Here is a 16,101-nt window from a genome sequence, read left to right as displayed (position 1 = left end):
TTCTTAGGTTGGTTCGTATCCTTTATATAAGTCAAAGGTAACAATTCAAATTGAACATGTCAAGCTTGAGCGTATGATTGCGATTAATAATTGACAATCATCCTAATAATGATATAATAATCATTATAATGATTAGATGATTATTAGAAAGAATGGGATAGATTAATATGGATGAAAATAGAACGATTGAGTTCAAAAGAGAATATACAGAAGACATCAAGAAGACAGTGGTGGCATTTGCAAATTCTGATGGCGGGACGATTTATGTGGGAATTGAAGATGATGGAACGGTGATTGGCGTGTCGGATGCGGATGAAATTATTTTGCAGCTGACAAATTCCATTCGAGATGGGATTCGTCCGGATGTAACCTTGTTTGTAGAAGGCAGCATCGAAATGATGGAAGGGAAAAAAGTGGTAATTGCTACGGTGCAGCGAGGTACGGCTTGTCCTTATTATATTGGGAAGAAAGGTCTGCGCCCGGAAGGTGTGTATGTCAGACAAGGAGCATCAACAGTTCCGGCAACAGAGACAGCAATCAGGAATATGATTAAAGAAACAAGTGGAGACTGTTTTGAAACAGCGAGAGCACTGGAACAACAGCTTACATTTGAGACAATTGAAGAGTATTTTAGGAATAGGAAGGTTGAGTTTGGTGAGAAACAAAAGGTATCCTTAGGGTTAGTAGGGCTGGATGGGACGTATACGAATTTGGCATTGCTCTTATCAGATCAATGTCAGCATACTATTAAACTGGCCATGTTTGAAGGAAGTAAGAAGACTGTTTTTAAAGAGAGAAAAGAATTTACTGGTTCGTTGATTAGACAAGTAGAAGAAGCGTATGAGTATATAGAACATTATAACCGTACGCGAGCTGAATTTAAGGGTCTCGAAAGAATTGATCGAAAGGACTATCCGGTGGAAGCAATCCGAGAGGCACTGCTGAATGCAATTGTGCACAGAGATTACTCCTATAGTGCAAGCGTACTAATTAGTATTTTTGAGGACAGAATTGAATTTGTTACAGTGGGTGGACTGGTAAAAGGTATGATAATAGATGATATTTTGTTAGGAGTTTCGGTTTTACGGAATCAGAATCTGGGGAATATTTTTTATCGATTAAAGTTAATAGAAGCATATGGAACAGGAATTCCGAAAATAATGGAGAGCTATGAAGGCGAAATATGTAAACCCCGATTAGATGTGACGAACAACGCCTTTAAGATAACACTGCCAAACAGAAATCAAGGAGATTCCCTGGGAGCATGTGAAACAGCAAATCAGATTACAGAGAGAGAAAAGCATGTACTTCGTATTCTGGCATATAAGAAGTTTATTGTACGAAAAGACGTGGAAGAAGAAATCGGTGTTTCCCAAGCAACGGCAATCCTTTTGCTGCGGGAGATGACGCGAAAAGGATTACTCACAAAGGTTGGGAGTGGCCGATTGGTAAAGTATAAAACAGATAAGATATAAATTTTTTCTGGATGCCCCTATTGTATAAAAGAATTACGGCCGATAATCATTTGTAGAGATGAATTATACACTAGGAGGAAATCAAATGAAGAAATCAATTGTAAAGCAAATCATGGTGTTTACCATAGGCATGCTCATCGCTTGTGCGATAGGAATTGGGGCAGCCGGTTACTTTGTGTTTCGAAGTACTGCAATTAAAGATAATGCAGAAAGAGCACAAAATATTGCGCAAGCAGCCGCTGCAGTTATTGATGGTGATGCTTTTGAAAAATCCCTTGAAACTGGAGAAAAGGATGCGGCCTATCATTCGGCAAAAGCAGGACTTGATCATATTAAGAAAGAAACAAAGGTCTTATATCTATATGCATTGGATGCACACATTGATGAGGAAATCACTTATTATGCAGAAGGATTTGCAGGTGAAGCAGATGAAGATCCAGCCTTTGATCTAGGTGAAACAGAAGATGCAGCACACTTTGATGAGAAAATGCATGAAACTGTTGAAACAGGGAATGCAACCACTTCAAAGGTATATAAATCCGGAGAGTTTGGAAGGATGGTTACAGGATTTGCACCAATTAGATCTTCAGATGGCAGGATTGTCGGTGTGATCGGTGCGGATATAAGCTTGGAAGAAATCAGTAAGACGGTAAACCGATTTGGTTTAAGTATTGTAGGAATTATCGTATTTTGCGGAATCCTTTTTGGAACAATTATTATCCGCCTTATGCAGCGCATTTTAGGAAAACCAATTGTAAAGCTGACTCAAATGTCGGATCAACTGGCAGAAGGAAATGTAGATGTGGAAATTGAAAGAGATCGTGAGGATGAGATTGGAGACTTGTTTGATGCATTTAAAAGAATGACTGATAATACAAAAGAGCAAGTTAGAATGATGGAGGCCTTAGCAGCAGGAAATCTGGATATTCATCCAAGTATTCGCAGTGACAAGGATACAATGAACATTGCAATTAATCAAACAGTAGATCAGCTGAATGATCTTTTCAGAGATGTCATTCGCGGAGCAGAGCAGGTATCAGCTGCAGCAGAGCAGATTTCAGCAACAGCACAATCCCTTGCTTCAAGTACAAATGAACAGGCAGCTACGGTGGAACAATTTAGAGATGTGGTGGGTCAAGTTCACAAAAAAGGTGAAGAAAGTACAGAGCAAGCAATTGAAGCGCAGGAAAGTGCACGAAAAACCAATAGGGTCATTGTACATAGCGGAGACAAGATGGAAGAGTTAACGATGGCAATGTCAGAAATTGATCAAAGCTCTCAAGAGATTTCCCGTATTATAAAAACGATAGATGATATTGCATTCCAGACAAACATATTAGCCTTGAATGCAGCAGTGGAAGCAGCGCGTGCAGGACAACATGGAAAAGGGTTTGCAGTGGTAGCGGATGAAGTTCGTAATCTGGCGGCTAAATCAGCGGAGGCAGCGAAAGAGACATCCCAGTTAATTGCAAGCAGCATGGAAAAAGTATCTGGAGGAAATGAACTGACAGAAGTAACAAGAGATGGTTTAGGTGAAGTGAAAACAATCGTAACTGAGACCACACAATCCATGGACAGGATTAAAGAAGCAGCAATTGAACAGAAACGAGCACTGCAGGAAATCAATCAGGCAGTAGAGCAGATCACAATTACGGTTCAGAGCAATTCAGCAAATGCACAGGAGTCAGCTGCTACAGCAGAAGAGCTTGCGGCACAGGCAAGTGCGTTGAAAGACATTGTAAATCATTTCCAATTAAAAAAAGAAGGACATGAGCTTTCTGCATAAAATGAGTTCACACTTAAGAGATGCCCCACTGGAAAGAGTGGGGCATCTCTTATTTAGAGTTGATACGTTTTTGGACCTTCATTAAAACGGCTCTATACTAAATGTTTCGATTTCATCTACATCGATATAGAAATCAGTGCCTTTTCCATTTTCGCTCTCAGCAAAAATACGAATGTTGTGTAGTACAGCAATCTGTTTTGCAATTGTTAATCCGATTCCGGTACCTCCTTCGTTTTTCTTTGTCTTGTTTTTATAAAACCGGTCAAAGATGTGAGGGATATCCTCTTCGCTAATACCGAATCCGTTGTCGTGTATCTTAATCGAGTATTGTGAGGTATTTTTTTGTATGGAAATGGATACGGTTTCACTTTCAGGAGAAAACTTGATTGCATTATCCAATACAATCAAAAACATTTGTCGAAGCTTTTCGTAGTTCCCTTGAATTTCAATTAAAGAGAAGGGATTGTTGTATTCCAGGTGTATCTTCTTTTTTTCGCTAACCCGCCGCATACTGCGTACGGCATCTGATAATATATCGGAAAGGTTAAGGAGTTCAGTCTGAATAGTGAATTCGGGATTCTTTAGTTTTGAGTAATCCAGTAAATCGTTCACCATATTTTGTATGTAAGATGTCTCTGCAAGCATGTGGGAATAATACTCTTGCTGTTTCTTAGAATCCTGGATTTTTCCGTCTTGTAGTGATTCCAAAGAACCACGTATTACTGTGACGGGAGTTCGCAGTTCATGGGAAATATCAGTATAAAAGTCTCGTTTTTCTTTTTCCAGCTGTTCACTTTGATTCTTGGACATCAGCAATCTTAAAGATAATTCATCAACGGTCTCGGCAAGCTGACCAATTTCGTCGTTTTGACGAACGCTGGTCTTTTGAGAGTAATCTCCAGCTGCGAGTTTTTGGGCGGTAATGTTTATTGCCTTTATTGGACGAATAAATCGCTTTGAGAGAAGCATAGCCATTAAACTAGATAAAAGTAAGGCAATGCCGACGCTTAGCATTAAAATCCAAAGGCCGCTTGTAATGGACTCTTCCATACTTTCAACTGGTGCATGAAGTAGTACTGCGGCTAGTATTTTTCCATCCAAACCGTAAGCAGGCACACAAACAGTAATGGATTTGACTCCCACAAGCTCGCTGAAAGATTCGCTATACCCAATTTCACCAATCAGTGCATTTTGAATTAATACCTCACCATCTTGAGGAAATTCTTCATAGGAAATGTCGGGGTTATGGTCACTATTCGTAATTAGGTTCACATCCTTATCTACTAGCCATACCTCTCCCATAGCCATATCATCAGCCAGCTTTAGAAATGCGCCAAAACCATTTTGTCCATTTCCGTGAGAGGAGGATTTTCCTTTGTGTTCGGAAGGTAAATTTGCATCTAAAAATTCTGATAATGTACTTGCAATCGTATTTGCCCGATTGGTAAGATCGTTTTTGTTGTGTTGCATCATATTCTTTGTAAATAGAGAAGAGAACAGTAAACCAATGATTACGGCAAACACAAGGAGTGTTGCGGTAAAATAGAGTAACAGTCTCTTTGTTATACCACTTTTCATTTTTTTACCTCAAATTTATAGCCCATTCCCCATACTGTTGTGATGTTCCAGTGGGGATGGTCGTATTCCTCGAGCTTAGCTCGTAACCTTTTGATATGGGAATCTACGGTGCGTGTGTCACCATAATACTCATAGCCCCAAACATGATCAAGAAGATTATCTCTTGTGAAGACCTTGTTTGGATATTCCATAAGAATGTAAAGGATTTCGATTTCCTTCTTTGTAAGAGGAACAGGGATATCGGCAATCGTTGCTGAGAAAGTATCCAGGTTTACAGATAAATTGTCGAAGTCTCTTGCTTGTTCGTTTAATTTTGCATCAAATTTCCGGTCGATACGGCGGAGAATTGCTTTGATTCGTGCCATAACTTCAATAGGTGCAAAAGGTTTGACAATATAGTCATCTGCACCGATCTCCAGTCCCATGATACGCTCATAATCTTCACCTCGGGCGGTCACCATAATAATAGGAACCATAGAGGTTTCTCTAATCTTTCGACAGACTGTAAAGCCATCCATTTCCGGCATCATAACATCTAATAGAATCATGGCGAAATCGTGTTGCGTAAATAAATCATAGGTTTCTCGACCGTTGTAGGCGGTATAAACTGTAAAACCTTCATCTTCGGCGTACTGTTTTAGAATATCTGTAATCTGTCGATTATCATCAGCGATTAGTATTTTTTTCATATGCGATCCTTTCTTTTGGGTTCATTATAGCAGATGTTTATGTTTTTTTCATGGCAGAGAGAGTTAAAGAGCAATAAATTGTACCAAAAAAGACATGGTTTTGCCATAAGCTTTGTGTAGGATAAGCTTGTAAAGAGAAAAAAACAATATGGATGAAAGAGAGGATTAGATAAGATGAAAAGAAAAAAACTGATTGGTGCAATTACGGTTATGATTATCACGGTTTCAATGTTTGCAATGCCTGTATCGGCGGCACCCAATAGGACACCTGTGAAAGGGGCGAGAACGAAACAAGAATGTCCCAGGGATAGAAAGGAGAATTGTGTGAAAGTGAATCCGGGTCAATGTGATGGTACAGGTAGTGGGACGGAAAAGGGAAAAGGTTTGCGAGATGGCTCTTGCATTCGATAACATTTAAAAATAATTAATTTGAAGTCCTCCTAAAGTCTATGTATAATGGAAGATAGCAAGGATACAAGTCTGGAGGCGGAGCAAATGATGCACGAGCGGAGAAGAAAGATAGAAGAGCTTCTAAATGAAAAAGAAGTAATTAAGGTCAGTGAGTTGGTAGAGATGTTTGATGTTTCGATTGAGACCATTCGAAGAGACCTTGAATATATGGAAGAACAAGAACTGTTAAAAAGGGTATATGGCGGAGCGGTTTTGCCCCAGCCAAAAGCCTTGGAACCATCTTATGAAAGCCGGGAAGATAAGAATTATAAAGAAAAGAGAGCAATCGGTCATGCAGCGCTTCAATATGTACAAGACAATGATGTGATTGCGATTGACATCGGGACAACGACTCTGGAGTTTGCCAAAGCATTAGTAGGACGCAGAAAAGTAACAGTACTGACAAATTCGATGAAAATCGCAATGGTATTATCAGAAGATAGTAATATTCGTGTACTGATGCTGGGTGGAGAGGTACGGTATGGAGATTATTCGGTATCCGGTTTTTTGACCGTCAACAATATGAAAGGATTTAATACGGAAAAGTTATTTCTGGGTATTGGTGGATTAAGCGTTTCAAAAGGCGCAACAGACTATCATATGGAAGAATCTAATTGGCGGCGTGTGGCAATTGAAGGAACACAGAAGGTAATTGTTTTGGCGGATCACAGTAAAATTGGTGTGGCAGCGATGAACAAGGTTTGTCCTATGAGTGACTTAGATGTAATTATTACAGATTCACAGGCAGATGAACAATTTGTACACAGAGTCCGTGAGCTAGGGGTAGAAGTGAAACAAGTGGAAGTGGAAGAATAAAAGAAAAAGCTTTTTTCTGGAAAAAACAGAAAAGAGCTTTTTTCATATATCCAAGTTGTAGGTTTGTGGAGTTGAGAAAGTAATACACATCAAAACTAGAATAAATGCACAAAAAATGGTGACAATATTCGATTAATGTGTATATTGCGTGGAAATATATGGGGTGGTATACTCGAAACAAACATAAGTGCACAAAATGTTGGCAAAAAATGTGGATAAGGAAAGAGAGGAAGAGAAAATGACATTTGATCAGATTATTATTTGGGTAATGGCAATTGGATTGTTAATTGGTGCAGCGGATAAAATCATTGGTAATCGATTTGGTCTGGGAGAAAAGTTTGATGAAGGTTTTAATGCGATGGGTCCACTGGCACTTGGAATGGTAGGGATTGTCTGTCTGGCACCGGTAATCTCAACAGTATTAGGTCCTGTAATTATTCCGCTGTTTAAAATGATGGGAGCAGACCCTGCTATGTTTGCCTCGATCTTAGCGAATGACATGGGCGGCTATTCATTGGCAGTGGAGTTGGCACAAAATGAACAGGCAGGTTTATTATCAGGAAACATTATTTCTTCTATGCTTGGATGTACATTAGTATTTTCCATACCAGTAGGGTTAGGATTAATCGAAAAGAATGATCAGGAGTATTTTTCGAAAGGCTTACTAATTGGTTTGATTACAATTCCAGTTGGAGGAATAATAGGTGGGCTTGTAGCAGGTTTTGATATTGGAATGATAATGGTCAATATTATTCCGATTATAATTCTTTCCGTATTGCTGGCATTAGGTCTCAAGTTTATACCAACTCAGATGATTAAAGGGTGTATGTTATTTGGAAAGTTTATCACAATCGTTATCTATATAGGCCTTGCGGCAGCAGCGTTTGAACATTTAACAGGAAAGGTAATTATACCTGGGATGGCTCCGATCATGGAGGGAATGGATGCAATCGCCGGAATCGGAATTGTGCTGCTTGGAACTTTTCCAGTTTTAACAATTATTACAAAAGTAATGGACAAACCACTCAATGCTCTGGGACGAAAAATTGGGTTGGATGCAACCAGTGCAGCCGGACTTGTATTTACATTGGCGAATTCTGTTCCGGTGTATACAATGATGAAGGATATGAAGAAAAAAGGAATTGTAATAAATACAGCGTGGCTTGTTCCAGCAACAGCAGCCCTAGGTGACCACTTAGGATTTACAGCAGGTGTGCAGCCGGATATGATTACTCCTGTTATTTTAGCGAAAATTTCAGCAGGTATTATTGCAATAGTATTAGCATCAGTGATTTGTAAAAACATGGTAGAGCCAGAGAAAATAGGATAAAGGAGAGGATATTGATATGAAAAAATATTATTTGGGATTAGATCAGGGTACGACGGGAACAACTGCAATGATTTTCGATGAAAAATGGAATAAAGTCTCAAGAGGATATAAAGAGCATACGCAATATTTCCCGGAGCCTGGATGGGTAGAGCATGATCCTTTGGAAATATGGAGAAGTATATTAGACGTGATAGATATGGCAGCAACGGAGGCAGGGATCCAAAAAGATGAGCTGACCTGTATGGGTCTGGATAATCAAGGGGAAACCGTGATGCTATGGGATAAAGTTTCAGGAACTCCAGTATATAATGCAATTGTTTGGCAAGACAGAAGAACGGCCCAGTATGCAGATCAATTAGCAAATGATTATGGAGAGAAGATTCGTGAAAAGACAGGTCTTGTAGTGGATGCCTATTTCAGTGGAACAAAAATAAAATGGATTATCGACAATGTGGAAGGCGTTAAGGAAAAAATCGAAAAAGGGCGAATCATAGCAGGAACATTGGATACATGGATGATTTGGAAGCTGACTCATGGAAAGGTGTGCATTACGGATTATTCAACTGCATCTCGAACAATGCTCCTGAATATTCATACAGGAAAATGGGATGATGAAATTTTGGAATGGATGGGTATACCAAAGAGTATCCTGCCTGAAATTCATGATAGCTCAGAGCTATATGGGTACACAGATCCTTTGGATTTCTTTGGTGCCTGCGTACCAATTTCAGGTTCTGTTGTGGATCAGCAGGCAGCTCTTTTTGGACAGGCCTGTTTTAAAGAAGGAACCGTTAAGACAACCTATGGAACCGGTTGTTTTATGCTAATGAACACAGGAAAGAAAGCAGTGTATTCAAAAAATGGACTGCTGACAACAGTAGGATGGGGATTGAATAAAGGGAAAATAACCTTTGCCTTGGATGCAGGAATCTACATTGCAGGAGCAGCAGTGCAGTGGCTAAGAGATAAGCTGAAAATCATTGAGAGTGCATCGGAAACAGAGGCTATGGCAAAGTCCGTACCCGATACTGCAGGTGTGTATTTCGTACCGGCATTCTCAGGGCTGGCTGCACCTCACTGGGATCAATATGCGAGAGGAACCATGGTCGGAATTACGGGAGGAACGGAAAAAGAACACATTGTTCGTGCAACACTGGAAAGTATGGCCTATCAGGTAAAGGATAATTTGGATGTAATGGAAAAGGATTCCGGAATTCCAATTAAAGTAATGCGTGTAGATGGTGGTGCTGTTCAAAACGAATTCTTAATGCAGTTTCAGGCGGATATTTTAGGGATTCCAGTTGAAGTACCAGTAATCACAGACACAACCGCATTAGGTGCTGCTTATCTGGCGGCATATGGAATCAATGAATTTCATAATATCGATGAGTTAGAACAAAACTGGAAGCTTTACAAAAGATATGAGCCCAATATGGATGATGAAACTCGTAACAGACTTCTGAATCAGTGGCATCGGGCAGTGGAACGGGCAAAGAAATGGGAAGAAGCTTAAAGATAAATAGGAGGAAGTATAAAATGTTAAAAACTGATGTTGTTGTAATTGGCGGGGGAGCCGTGGGGTGTGGAATTGCGAGAGAGCTTTCCAAATACCATATAAATGTTATCGTCGTTGATAAAAATGAAGATATAGGAGGAGACGCCTCAAAATCAAATAGTGCAATCATTCATACTGGATACGATGCCGCTCCGGGTACTCTTGAATCGGAATTGGTGGTTGCAGCAAATCCAATGTTTCCTCAACTGGTCAAGGAGCTTCAAATCCCTTTTGAAGAAACGGGTGCAATTCTTCCAGCAATTACTGAGGAGCAGTTTATGCAGCTTCCGGCAATCAAGGAAAAAGCATTTAAGAATAGGGTATATGATGTTGAGTATCTTACGAAAGAGCAGATTATTGAAATGGAGCCCAATATTAATCCTGAGGTAAAGGGAGGGCTCTATATTCCGAGAGAGTCTATTATAGATCCGTTTATTTACGTGCAGGCGTTAGCAGAAAATGCAAGTGAAAACGGAGTGGACTTCCTGTTAAATACTAAGGTTACCGACATAAGGGTTGAGAACAACCAAATAAAAGCAGTTGAGACAACGGGAGAAACAATCGAAACAAAGTACGTGATTAATGCAGCAGCACTATACTGTGATGAGATTGCTGCAATGGTGGGAAAGACAGACTATAAAGTCGTTGCCAGAAGAGGGCAATTCTACATTTTGGATAAGAATACCTCCTGTAAAGTAAAACACATTGTATTGCCAATTCCAACGAAGATTACAAAGGGAAAATTGATGTGTCCAACAATCCATGGAAATATGCTGGTCGGACCAACTGCAGAGGACTTGGATAATAAAACGGATAAATCGGTTACAACGGAAGGACTCGAAAGTATTGTAGAAGATGTAAAGCGTCTGGTTCCAGAGGTAAATATCAGAGATACTATTACACAATACAGTGGATTACGCCCGAACCGCAATCCGGAAGGACTTCACATTGATGTATACGATGATGTGGAAGGATACATTAACCTATCTGGCATCCGGTCAACGGGTCTCACCTTATCGCTTTCTATAGGGGTTTATGTGGCTCAGCTCATGAAGCGACAGGGAGCAGAATTGATCTATAGGGAAGACTTTAAAAATACAAGGGAAGGTATAAAAGTATTTCATACTATGACAGTTGAGGAACAAGAAGCTGTGATTGCCCAAAATCCCAAGTATGGAAATATTATCTGCCGCTGTGAGACGATTACCGAAGGCGAAATACTTGCAGCGATTCACCGACCAATAGGAGCACGAAGTGTAGATGCTATTAAACGCCGGGTGAGAGCCGGAATGGGAAGATGTCAAGGTGGCTTCTGTGGACCTAAAGTAATTGAAATATTAGCACGGGAACTGAATATTCCAATTGAGGATGTGAATAAGAATGTTACTGGGTCTTATATGGTTCTTGGGAAGGTGAAATAGAAGGGAGATAAGATAATGTACGAAGTAAAATGTGATGTGGCGATTATCGGAGGCGGTCCGGCTGGTCTTTCAGCGGCAGTGGCAGCAAAGAAAGAAGGAGCCAAGGACGTTCTGGTTATTGAAAGAGACAATAGCATAGGGGGAATTTTACAGCAATGTATCCATCCGGGATTTGGACTTAGTTACTTTAAAAAAGAGCTGACCGGACCGGAATATGCAGGTAGATTCGCAGAAGAGGCATTGAACCTGGGGGTTGATGTGTTGTTAAATACAATGGTATTAGATTTCGCACCGGAAAGGAAAGAAATCATTTGTGCAAGTTCTGAAAATGGTATGACAAAGGTAACAGCAAAAAGCATCGTTTTGGCAATGGGGTGTCGGGAGAGAACGAGACCGAATATTCAGATTCCAGGAACGAGACCAGCAGGTGTATATACAGCAGGATCTGCACAAAGATTGGTAAATAGACAGAATACAATGGTTGGGAAAAATGTAGTAATATTAGGCTCCGGTGATATTGGAATGATTATGGCCAGACGGATGAGTCTGGAGGGAGCAAAAGTATTAGCTGTGGTAGAAATCATGGATTATCTGGCTGGTTTAACCAGAAATAAGGTACAGTGTCTGGATGACTTTGGAATTCCATTAAAGCTTGGCCATACAATTACGCGAATCGTGGGAAATGAGAGAGTGGAAGGTGTCTACGTTGCTCAGGTGGATGAAAATAAAAAGCCAATTAAGGAAACAGAAGAATTTATAGAATGTGATACTCTTTTACTCTCCGTTGGATTATTGCCTGAAAACGAGTTGACGAGAAAAGCGGAAATCAGTATTTCACGTATTACCAATGGGCCGGAGGTGGATCAATATATGCAAACCTCAAGTCCGGGAGTCTTTGCCAGTGGCAACGTCGTACACGTAAATGATTTAGTAGATAATGTTACAGTTGAAAGTATGCAGGCAGGAAAATACGCTGCTCTTTATGCAATGGATAAAATGCCGGGAGAGGTGCGTGAGGTAACATCATTAACAGGAAACAATGTCCGCTATCTGTGTCCTCAAAGATTAAGAATCGGAAATGAGGAAAAAGCAAAGCTCTTCTTCCGTGTACTACAGCCGGATGCAAATGTCCGTCTCGTGGCGAAGTGTGGAGATGAGGTCATTGCATCTGTAAAAGAGAAACGTGTAAATCCGGGAGAAATATGCTGCATTCAAATACCCATGGATAAGGTTGGAGATGATGTTTTAGTAGAGGTAGTAAAGGAGGCATAATTGTGAAGAAGGAAATTATATGTACCGTTTGTCCGATGGGATGTGAAATAGAAGTGGAAGGCAGCGATAAAGAAGTAACGTCCATAAAAGGATTTGGCTGCAAACGAGGTGAGGTGTACGGAAACAATGAATTTCTTCATCCGGTTCGTATTCTGACTTCTACTGTAAAGGTGGCAGGACAAAACGAATTATTAGCAGTACGTTCAGAGGAACCAATACCAAAGGAACTTATAATGGATTGTATGAAGGTGATTGCAGAAAAAACGGTTTGTGATACGCCAATTCAAAGATATGATGTTGTGATTCCGAATATTTGTGACAGCGGTATCAATATTGTTGCAACAAGCACTGTGAAATAGGAGGAAAAAATGTCGGATTTGGTAAAAGTTACAATACTGAAAAAAATGGTAATGGATGATATTATTGAAGAATATGCCGAAAAACCAATTCCGGTCTGTAATAAGTTTGAAGAAGGTGATAGCTTTATTACAGATGGAAGAACAGTACCGGAGGGCTTTTGTACCTGGGCATGGGCGGATATCTTTAAGGATATTATATTTGTCAGAAACAATATGGAGTGTATTGGTACAAAGGGAGGGAAATCGCAAGTAGCAACCTGTACCGATGGATTTCGTCCGGTGGTATTTCTAATTGAGCCATACACATCCGTTAAATAAGCCGGAACAGCTCATAATAGCCAGGGCGGTTATTATGAGCTGTAATTTTGCTGTTAATGGTGTTATAATCAAAAAAAAGAAAGGGAAAAAGAATGATAGATTACATTAAAGGAAACAATACGACAATTGCAGTAATTGATGATTCGGAAGTTGTGATTGACAGCGTAAATGCAGCCCTTGATTTGGTAATGACCATTAACTACGAAAGTGGAGCAGATAAAATTGTGATTAGTAAAGAAGCAATTACGGAAGAGTTTTTCGTATTAAGCTCCGGTTTAGCAGGGGAAATTTTGCAGAAATTTATAAACTATCACATTAAGTTTGCGGTCTATGGAGATTATTCAAAATACACCAGTAAACCACTGAAAGACTTTATTTATGAGTCGAATCAAGGAAAAGATTTTTTCTTTGTAGAAACAAAAGAACAGGCCATTGAGAAACTCAATGATTAAAAACCGAATAAGAAGACCGTGTGTCATGAGAAAAGATAGTTCACTTTTATGGAGAACTATCTTTTTTTGGCGCATATTAACACAAACGAACAGGGAAAATTGTTGAAAATGTAGAAATAAACATTTTTTACTGAGAAAAGTTGACACAAACGAACAATGGGTTTAACATAAAGAACATAAACGAACAAGGAGGGGTGTATATGCCGGAATGTGTAGTGATAGCAGATGATCTAACAGGAGCAAATGCAACTGGGGTTCTGCTAAAGAAGATGAATTATAATGCCTATACAGTCATGAATGAAGAACGAATTGAGTTATCCTCATTGGAAAACTGTGATTGTGTTTTGTATCCCACTGATAGCCGGGGAGTAGAACCGGACATTGCATACAACCGAGTTTACAATGTTTGTGAACTGTTAAAAAGTGAACATGTCAAAGTTTATGCTAATCGTATAGATAGTACTTTAAGAGGGAACTTAGGCAGTGAAACAGATGCTATGTTGGATTCTCTGGGAGAGGATTATACAGCAATTGTGGCACCTTGTTTTCCTTCCTCAGGTCGTATTTTGCTGGGAGGATATATGCTGGTTAACGGTCAGCTGCTTCATAAAACGGACATCGCCATTGATCCAAAAACACCTGTTGCAGTTAGTGAAGCAGAAGTGCTTTTTAAGGAACAAAGCAAGTATCCGGTATCCTCAATTTATACGAAGGATATGATGAAAGGAAAGCATTATCTGGCAGATCGAATAAAAGAAGAGATTCAAAAAGGAAGCCGGATTATTATTTGTGATTGTGTAACACAAGAGGATTTGGATTTAATTGCAGATGCAGTGATTACAAGCCGGAAAAAAATAATTGCGGTGGATCCAGGAGTATTTACAGCGGCTTTGTCCAGAAAACTGATTAAGCCATCTGAAAAAGCAGAGAAAAGCAGGATATTAGCGGTTGTTGGAAGTGTACATCCGGCAACGAAGGGACAGATGGAAGATCTTTGGCTTTCCCAGAGAACCCACAATGTGTTTGTACAAACGAAAGAGTTATTGGATAGCAAAGAAGCCAGAGACAAAGAAATTCAGCGTGTTATCCATGAGATTCTGGCAGAAAGCGGAAAAAATGTAATTTCTACCGTGACAGGGGATGGGATTTATCCAGAGAATCGAATCGATTTTAATTATTATAAAAGCAAGTTGAACTGCACGATGGATGAGGTGACACAAATTATTAATGAGTCCTTCGCAGAGATTGCATATCAAATTTTTAAAAAGGAGGATTCTTATAAAGGCCTTTACACAAGTGGTGGAGATATCACGGTTTCGGTCTGTCGAAGATTTGATACGGCAGGGTTGGATTTGCTGGATGAAGTATTGCCCTTGGCAGCCTATGGAAGACTGTTAAAGGGAGAATTTGAAGGCATTCATATTATTACAAAGGGTGGAAGTCAAGGGCAAAAAGATGCCATCAATAGATGTGTTACTTACTTAAAAGAAAAGCTTTACATATAAGAAGGGAGACAAACATGAAGAAAGCAATCATTGCAATACCAATAGGAGATCCAGCCGGTGTGGGACCGGAAATTGTAGCGAAATCAATAGCATCTAAGGAGATAACAGATCAGGCGAACTGTGTGGTGATCGGAGATGGACAGGTGATGAAGAATGCAATTGAAATCACGAAGGTGGATTTGAAAATTAAAGTGATTGAGCACCCGAGTGAAGGAGATTTCTCGGAAGGTATTTTAAATTTAATTGATTTAAAAAACATCGATTGGGACAAGTTTGCATTTGGTAAAGTAAATGCAATGTGTGGTAAGGCGGCATATGCGTACATTGCAAAGAGTATCGAGCTGGCAAACAGTAGGGAAGTAGATGCTGTTGCGACCACGCCAATTAACAAAGAATCACTAAAAGCTGGTGAGATTCATTTTATAGGGCACACGGAGATATTTGGAGCACTTACCAATACCGAGGATCCTCTTACGATGTTTGAAACAAATGGACTACGTGTGTTTTTCCTGACCCGTCATGTGTCTCTTCGGGAAATGCTGGATATGATTAAGAAAGACCGCATTAAGGATTATGTAAAAAGATGCCTTGAGGCTCTTCATAAGTTAGGGGTAAAAGATGGAACCATGGCGGTTGCCGGGCTTAATCCCCATAGTGGAGAGCATGGCTTGTTTGGTTATGAGGAGGTGGAAGAAATCACACCTGCCGTAGAAGAGCTACAGGCAGAAGGCTATGATGTAGTTGGTCCAATTGGTGCAGACTCTGTTTTTCACCAGGCGGCAATGGGACGCTATACCAGCGTATTATCTCTTTATCATGATCAGGGGCATATCGCTACAAAGACTTTGGATTTTGACAGAACCATTGCAATTACAAATGGGATGCCAATACTGCGAACCTCAGTTGATCATGGTACAGCATTTGATATTGCGGGAAAAGGAATTGTAAGTGAAGTAAGTATGAAAGAGGCAATACTACTGGCAGCAAAATATGCGCCGAATTTTATTCATGAATAGGGAAGGGGAAAGAAAATTATGGTGAACGGACTGAGTGGAGAGAGAATGTTATTAGGTCTTGCAATAGGAATTGTGGTAT

General features: G+C 39.9%; 15 protein-coding genes. 13 read left to right on the top strand and 2 right to left on the bottom strand.

The genetic code is table 11. The features are described 5' to 3' along the window. The first annotated feature begins 167 nt into the window (after positions 1 to 167). Together NHH15_RS13610 and NHH15_RS13605 are read left to right on the top strand one after the other, a co-directional pair. Positions 168 to 1,475, top strand: a complete 1,308-nt coding sequence (locus NHH15_RS13610; RefSeq protein WP_262067201.1) for an RNA-binding domain-containing protein — start codon at positions 168 to 170, stop codon at positions 1,473 to 1,475. Between the two features lie 85 nt (positions 1,476 to 1,560). Next, a complete protein-coding gene (locus NHH15_RS13605) occupies positions 1,561 to 3,261 on the top strand; it encodes a methyl-accepting chemotaxis protein (RefSeq protein ID WP_262067200.1) in 1,701 nt (566 codons plus the stop codon). Positions 3,262 to 3,342: 81 nt separating this feature from the next. Here NHH15_RS13605 and NHH15_RS13600 read toward each other — a convergent pair whose 3' ends face one another. Both NHH15_RS13600 and NHH15_RS13595 read right to left on the bottom strand, forming a co-directional pair. Further along, positions 3,343 to 4,839 carry a sensor histidine kinase gene (locus tag NHH15_RS13600; protein WP_262067199.1) on the bottom strand — a complete coding sequence of 499 codons (1,497 nt, stop codon included), beginning with the start codon at positions 4,837 to 4,839 and terminating at the stop codon, positions 3,343 to 3,345. Then, complete coding sequence (locus NHH15_RS13595; protein ID WP_262067198.1) at positions 4,836 to 5,528, bottom strand: response regulator transcription factor; 693 nt, start codon at positions 5,526 to 5,528, stop codon at positions 4,836 to 4,838. The genes NHH15_RS13600 and NHH15_RS13595 overlap by 4 nt, the downstream gene beginning before the upstream one ends. A gap of 174 nt (positions 5,529 to 5,702) precedes the next feature. Here NHH15_RS13595 and NHH15_RS13590 point away from each other — a divergent pair, with 174 nt between their 5' ends. From NHH15_RS13590 to pdxA, 11 genes are all read left to right on the top strand, one after another. Continuing rightward, positions 5,703 to 5,939, top strand: coding sequence for a hypothetical protein (locus tag NHH15_RS13590; protein ID WP_262067197.1), 237 nt, complete (start codon positions 5,703 to 5,705; stop codon positions 5,937 to 5,939). 84 nt (positions 5,940 to 6,023) lie between these two features. Next, positions 6,024 to 6,794, top strand: coding sequence for a DeoR/GlpR family DNA-binding transcription regulator (locus NHH15_RS13585; RefSeq protein WP_262067196.1), 771 nt, complete (start codon positions 6,024 to 6,026; stop codon positions 6,792 to 6,794). A 238-nt stretch (positions 6,795 to 7,032) separates the two neighbouring features. Continuing rightward, the gene (locus tag NHH15_RS13580) at positions 7,033 to 8,124 is read left to right on the top strand and encodes an ethanolamine utilization protein EutH (RefSeq protein WP_262067195.1); all 1,092 of its coding nucleotides are present in this window, start codon (positions 7,033 to 7,035) and stop codon (positions 8,122 to 8,124) included. A gap of 16 nt (positions 8,125 to 8,140) precedes the next feature. Continuing rightward, positions 8,141 to 9,637 carry a glycerol kinase GlpK gene (gene glpK, locus NHH15_RS13575; RefSeq protein ID WP_262067194.1) on the top strand — a complete coding sequence of 499 codons (1,497 nt, stop codon included), beginning with the start codon at positions 8,141 to 8,143 and terminating at the stop codon, positions 9,635 to 9,637. Between the two features lie 23 nt (positions 9,638 to 9,660). After that, on the top strand, positions 9,661 to 11,100 hold the full coding sequence (locus NHH15_RS13570; protein ID WP_262067193.1) for an NAD(P)/FAD-dependent oxidoreductase: 1,440 nt from the start codon (positions 9,661 to 9,663) through the stop codon (positions 11,098 to 11,100). A 15-nt stretch (positions 11,101 to 11,115) separates the two neighbouring features. Beyond that, positions 11,116 to 12,372 carry an NAD(P)/FAD-dependent oxidoreductase gene (locus tag NHH15_RS13565; RefSeq protein ID WP_262067192.1) on the top strand — a complete coding sequence of 419 codons (1,257 nt, stop codon included), beginning with the start codon at positions 11,116 to 11,118 and terminating at the stop codon, positions 12,370 to 12,372. A gap of 2 nt (positions 12,373 to 12,374) precedes the next feature. Then, positions 12,375 to 12,731 (top strand): DUF1667 domain-containing protein, encoded by a 357-nt coding sequence (locus NHH15_RS13560; protein ID WP_262067191.1) that lies wholly within the window; start codon positions 12,375 to 12,377, stop codon positions 12,729 to 12,731. Positions 12,732 to 12,740: 9 nt separating this feature from the next. Beyond that, on the top strand, positions 12,741 to 13,049 hold the full coding sequence (locus NHH15_RS13555) for a TIGR04076 family protein (protein ID WP_262067190.1): 309 nt from the start codon (positions 12,741 to 12,743) through the stop codon (positions 13,047 to 13,049). A gap of 92 nt (positions 13,050 to 13,141) precedes the next feature. Beyond that, entirely contained in the window at positions 13,142 to 13,501 is a 360-nt protein-coding gene (locus tag NHH15_RS13550) for a DUF4180 domain-containing protein (RefSeq protein WP_262067189.1), read from the top strand. A gap of 200 nt (positions 13,502 to 13,701) precedes the next feature. Next, on the top strand, positions 13,702 to 15,006 hold the full coding sequence (locus tag NHH15_RS13545) for a four-carbon acid sugar kinase family protein (RefSeq protein ID WP_262067188.1): 1,305 nt from the start codon (positions 13,702 to 13,704) through the stop codon (positions 15,004 to 15,006). A gap of 14 nt (positions 15,007 to 15,020) precedes the next feature. Beyond that, on the top strand, positions 15,021 to 16,022 hold the full coding sequence (gene pdxA / locus NHH15_RS13540) for a 4-hydroxythreonine-4-phosphate dehydrogenase PdxA (protein ID WP_262067187.1): 1,002 nt from the start codon (positions 15,021 to 15,023) through the stop codon (positions 16,020 to 16,022). Positions 16,023 to 16,101: the final 79 nt, after the last annotated feature.

It is taken from the genome of Aequitasia blattaphilus (genome assembly GCF_024721305.1).
GTDB lineage: Bacteria > Bacillota > Clostridia > Lachnospirales > Lachnospiraceae > Aequitasia > Aequitasia blattaphila.
This window is presented reverse-complemented; position numbering and strand designations above follow the sequence as displayed.

Excerpts from the sequence above, each read along its gene's own strand:
- NHH15_RS13610 (WP_262067201.1), top strand. The coding sequence starts at position 168 with ATGGATGAAAATAGAACGATTGAGTTCAAAAGAGAATATACAGAAGAC.
- NHH15_RS13605 (WP_262067200.1), top strand. The coding sequence starts at position 1,561 with ATGAAGAAATCAATTGTAAAGCAAATCATGGTGTTTACCATAGGCATG.
- NHH15_RS13600 (WP_262067199.1), bottom strand. The coding sequence starts at position 4,839 with ATGAAAAGTGGTATAACAAAGAGACTGTTACTCTATTTTACCGCAACA.
- NHH15_RS13595 (WP_262067198.1), bottom strand. The coding sequence starts at position 5,528 with ATGAAAAAAATACTAATCGCTGATGATAATCGACAGATTACAGATATT.
- NHH15_RS13590 (WP_262067197.1), top strand. The coding sequence starts at position 5,703 with ATGAAAAGAAAAAAACTGATTGGTGCAATTACGGTTATGATTATCACG.
- NHH15_RS13585 (WP_262067196.1), top strand. The coding sequence starts at position 6,024 with ATGATGCACGAGCGGAGAAGAAAGATAGAAGAGCTTCTAAATGAAAAA.
- NHH15_RS13580 (WP_262067195.1), top strand. The coding sequence starts at position 7,033 with ATGACATTTGATCAGATTATTATTTGGGTAATGGCAATTGGATTGTTA.
- glpK (WP_262067194.1), top strand. The coding sequence starts at position 8,141 with ATGAAAAAATATTATTTGGGATTAGATCAGGGTACGACGGGAACAACT.
- NHH15_RS13570 (WP_262067193.1), top strand. The coding sequence starts at position 9,661 with ATGTTAAAAACTGATGTTGTTGTAATTGGCGGGGGAGCCGTGGGGTGT.
- NHH15_RS13565 (WP_262067192.1), top strand. The coding sequence starts at position 11,116 with ATGTACGAAGTAAAATGTGATGTGGCGATTATCGGAGGCGGTCCGGCT.
- NHH15_RS13555 (WP_262067190.1), top strand. The coding sequence starts at position 12,741 with ATGTCGGATTTGGTAAAAGTTACAATACTGAAAAAAATGGTAATGGAT.
- NHH15_RS13550 (WP_262067189.1), top strand. The coding sequence starts at position 13,142 with ATGATAGATTACATTAAAGGAAACAATACGACAATTGCAGTAATTGAT.
- NHH15_RS13545 (WP_262067188.1), top strand. The coding sequence starts at position 13,702 with ATGCCGGAATGTGTAGTGATAGCAGATGATCTAACAGGAGCAAATGCA.
- pdxA (WP_262067187.1), top strand. The coding sequence starts at position 15,021 with ATGAAGAAAGCAATCATTGCAATACCAATAGGAGATCCAGCCGGTGTG.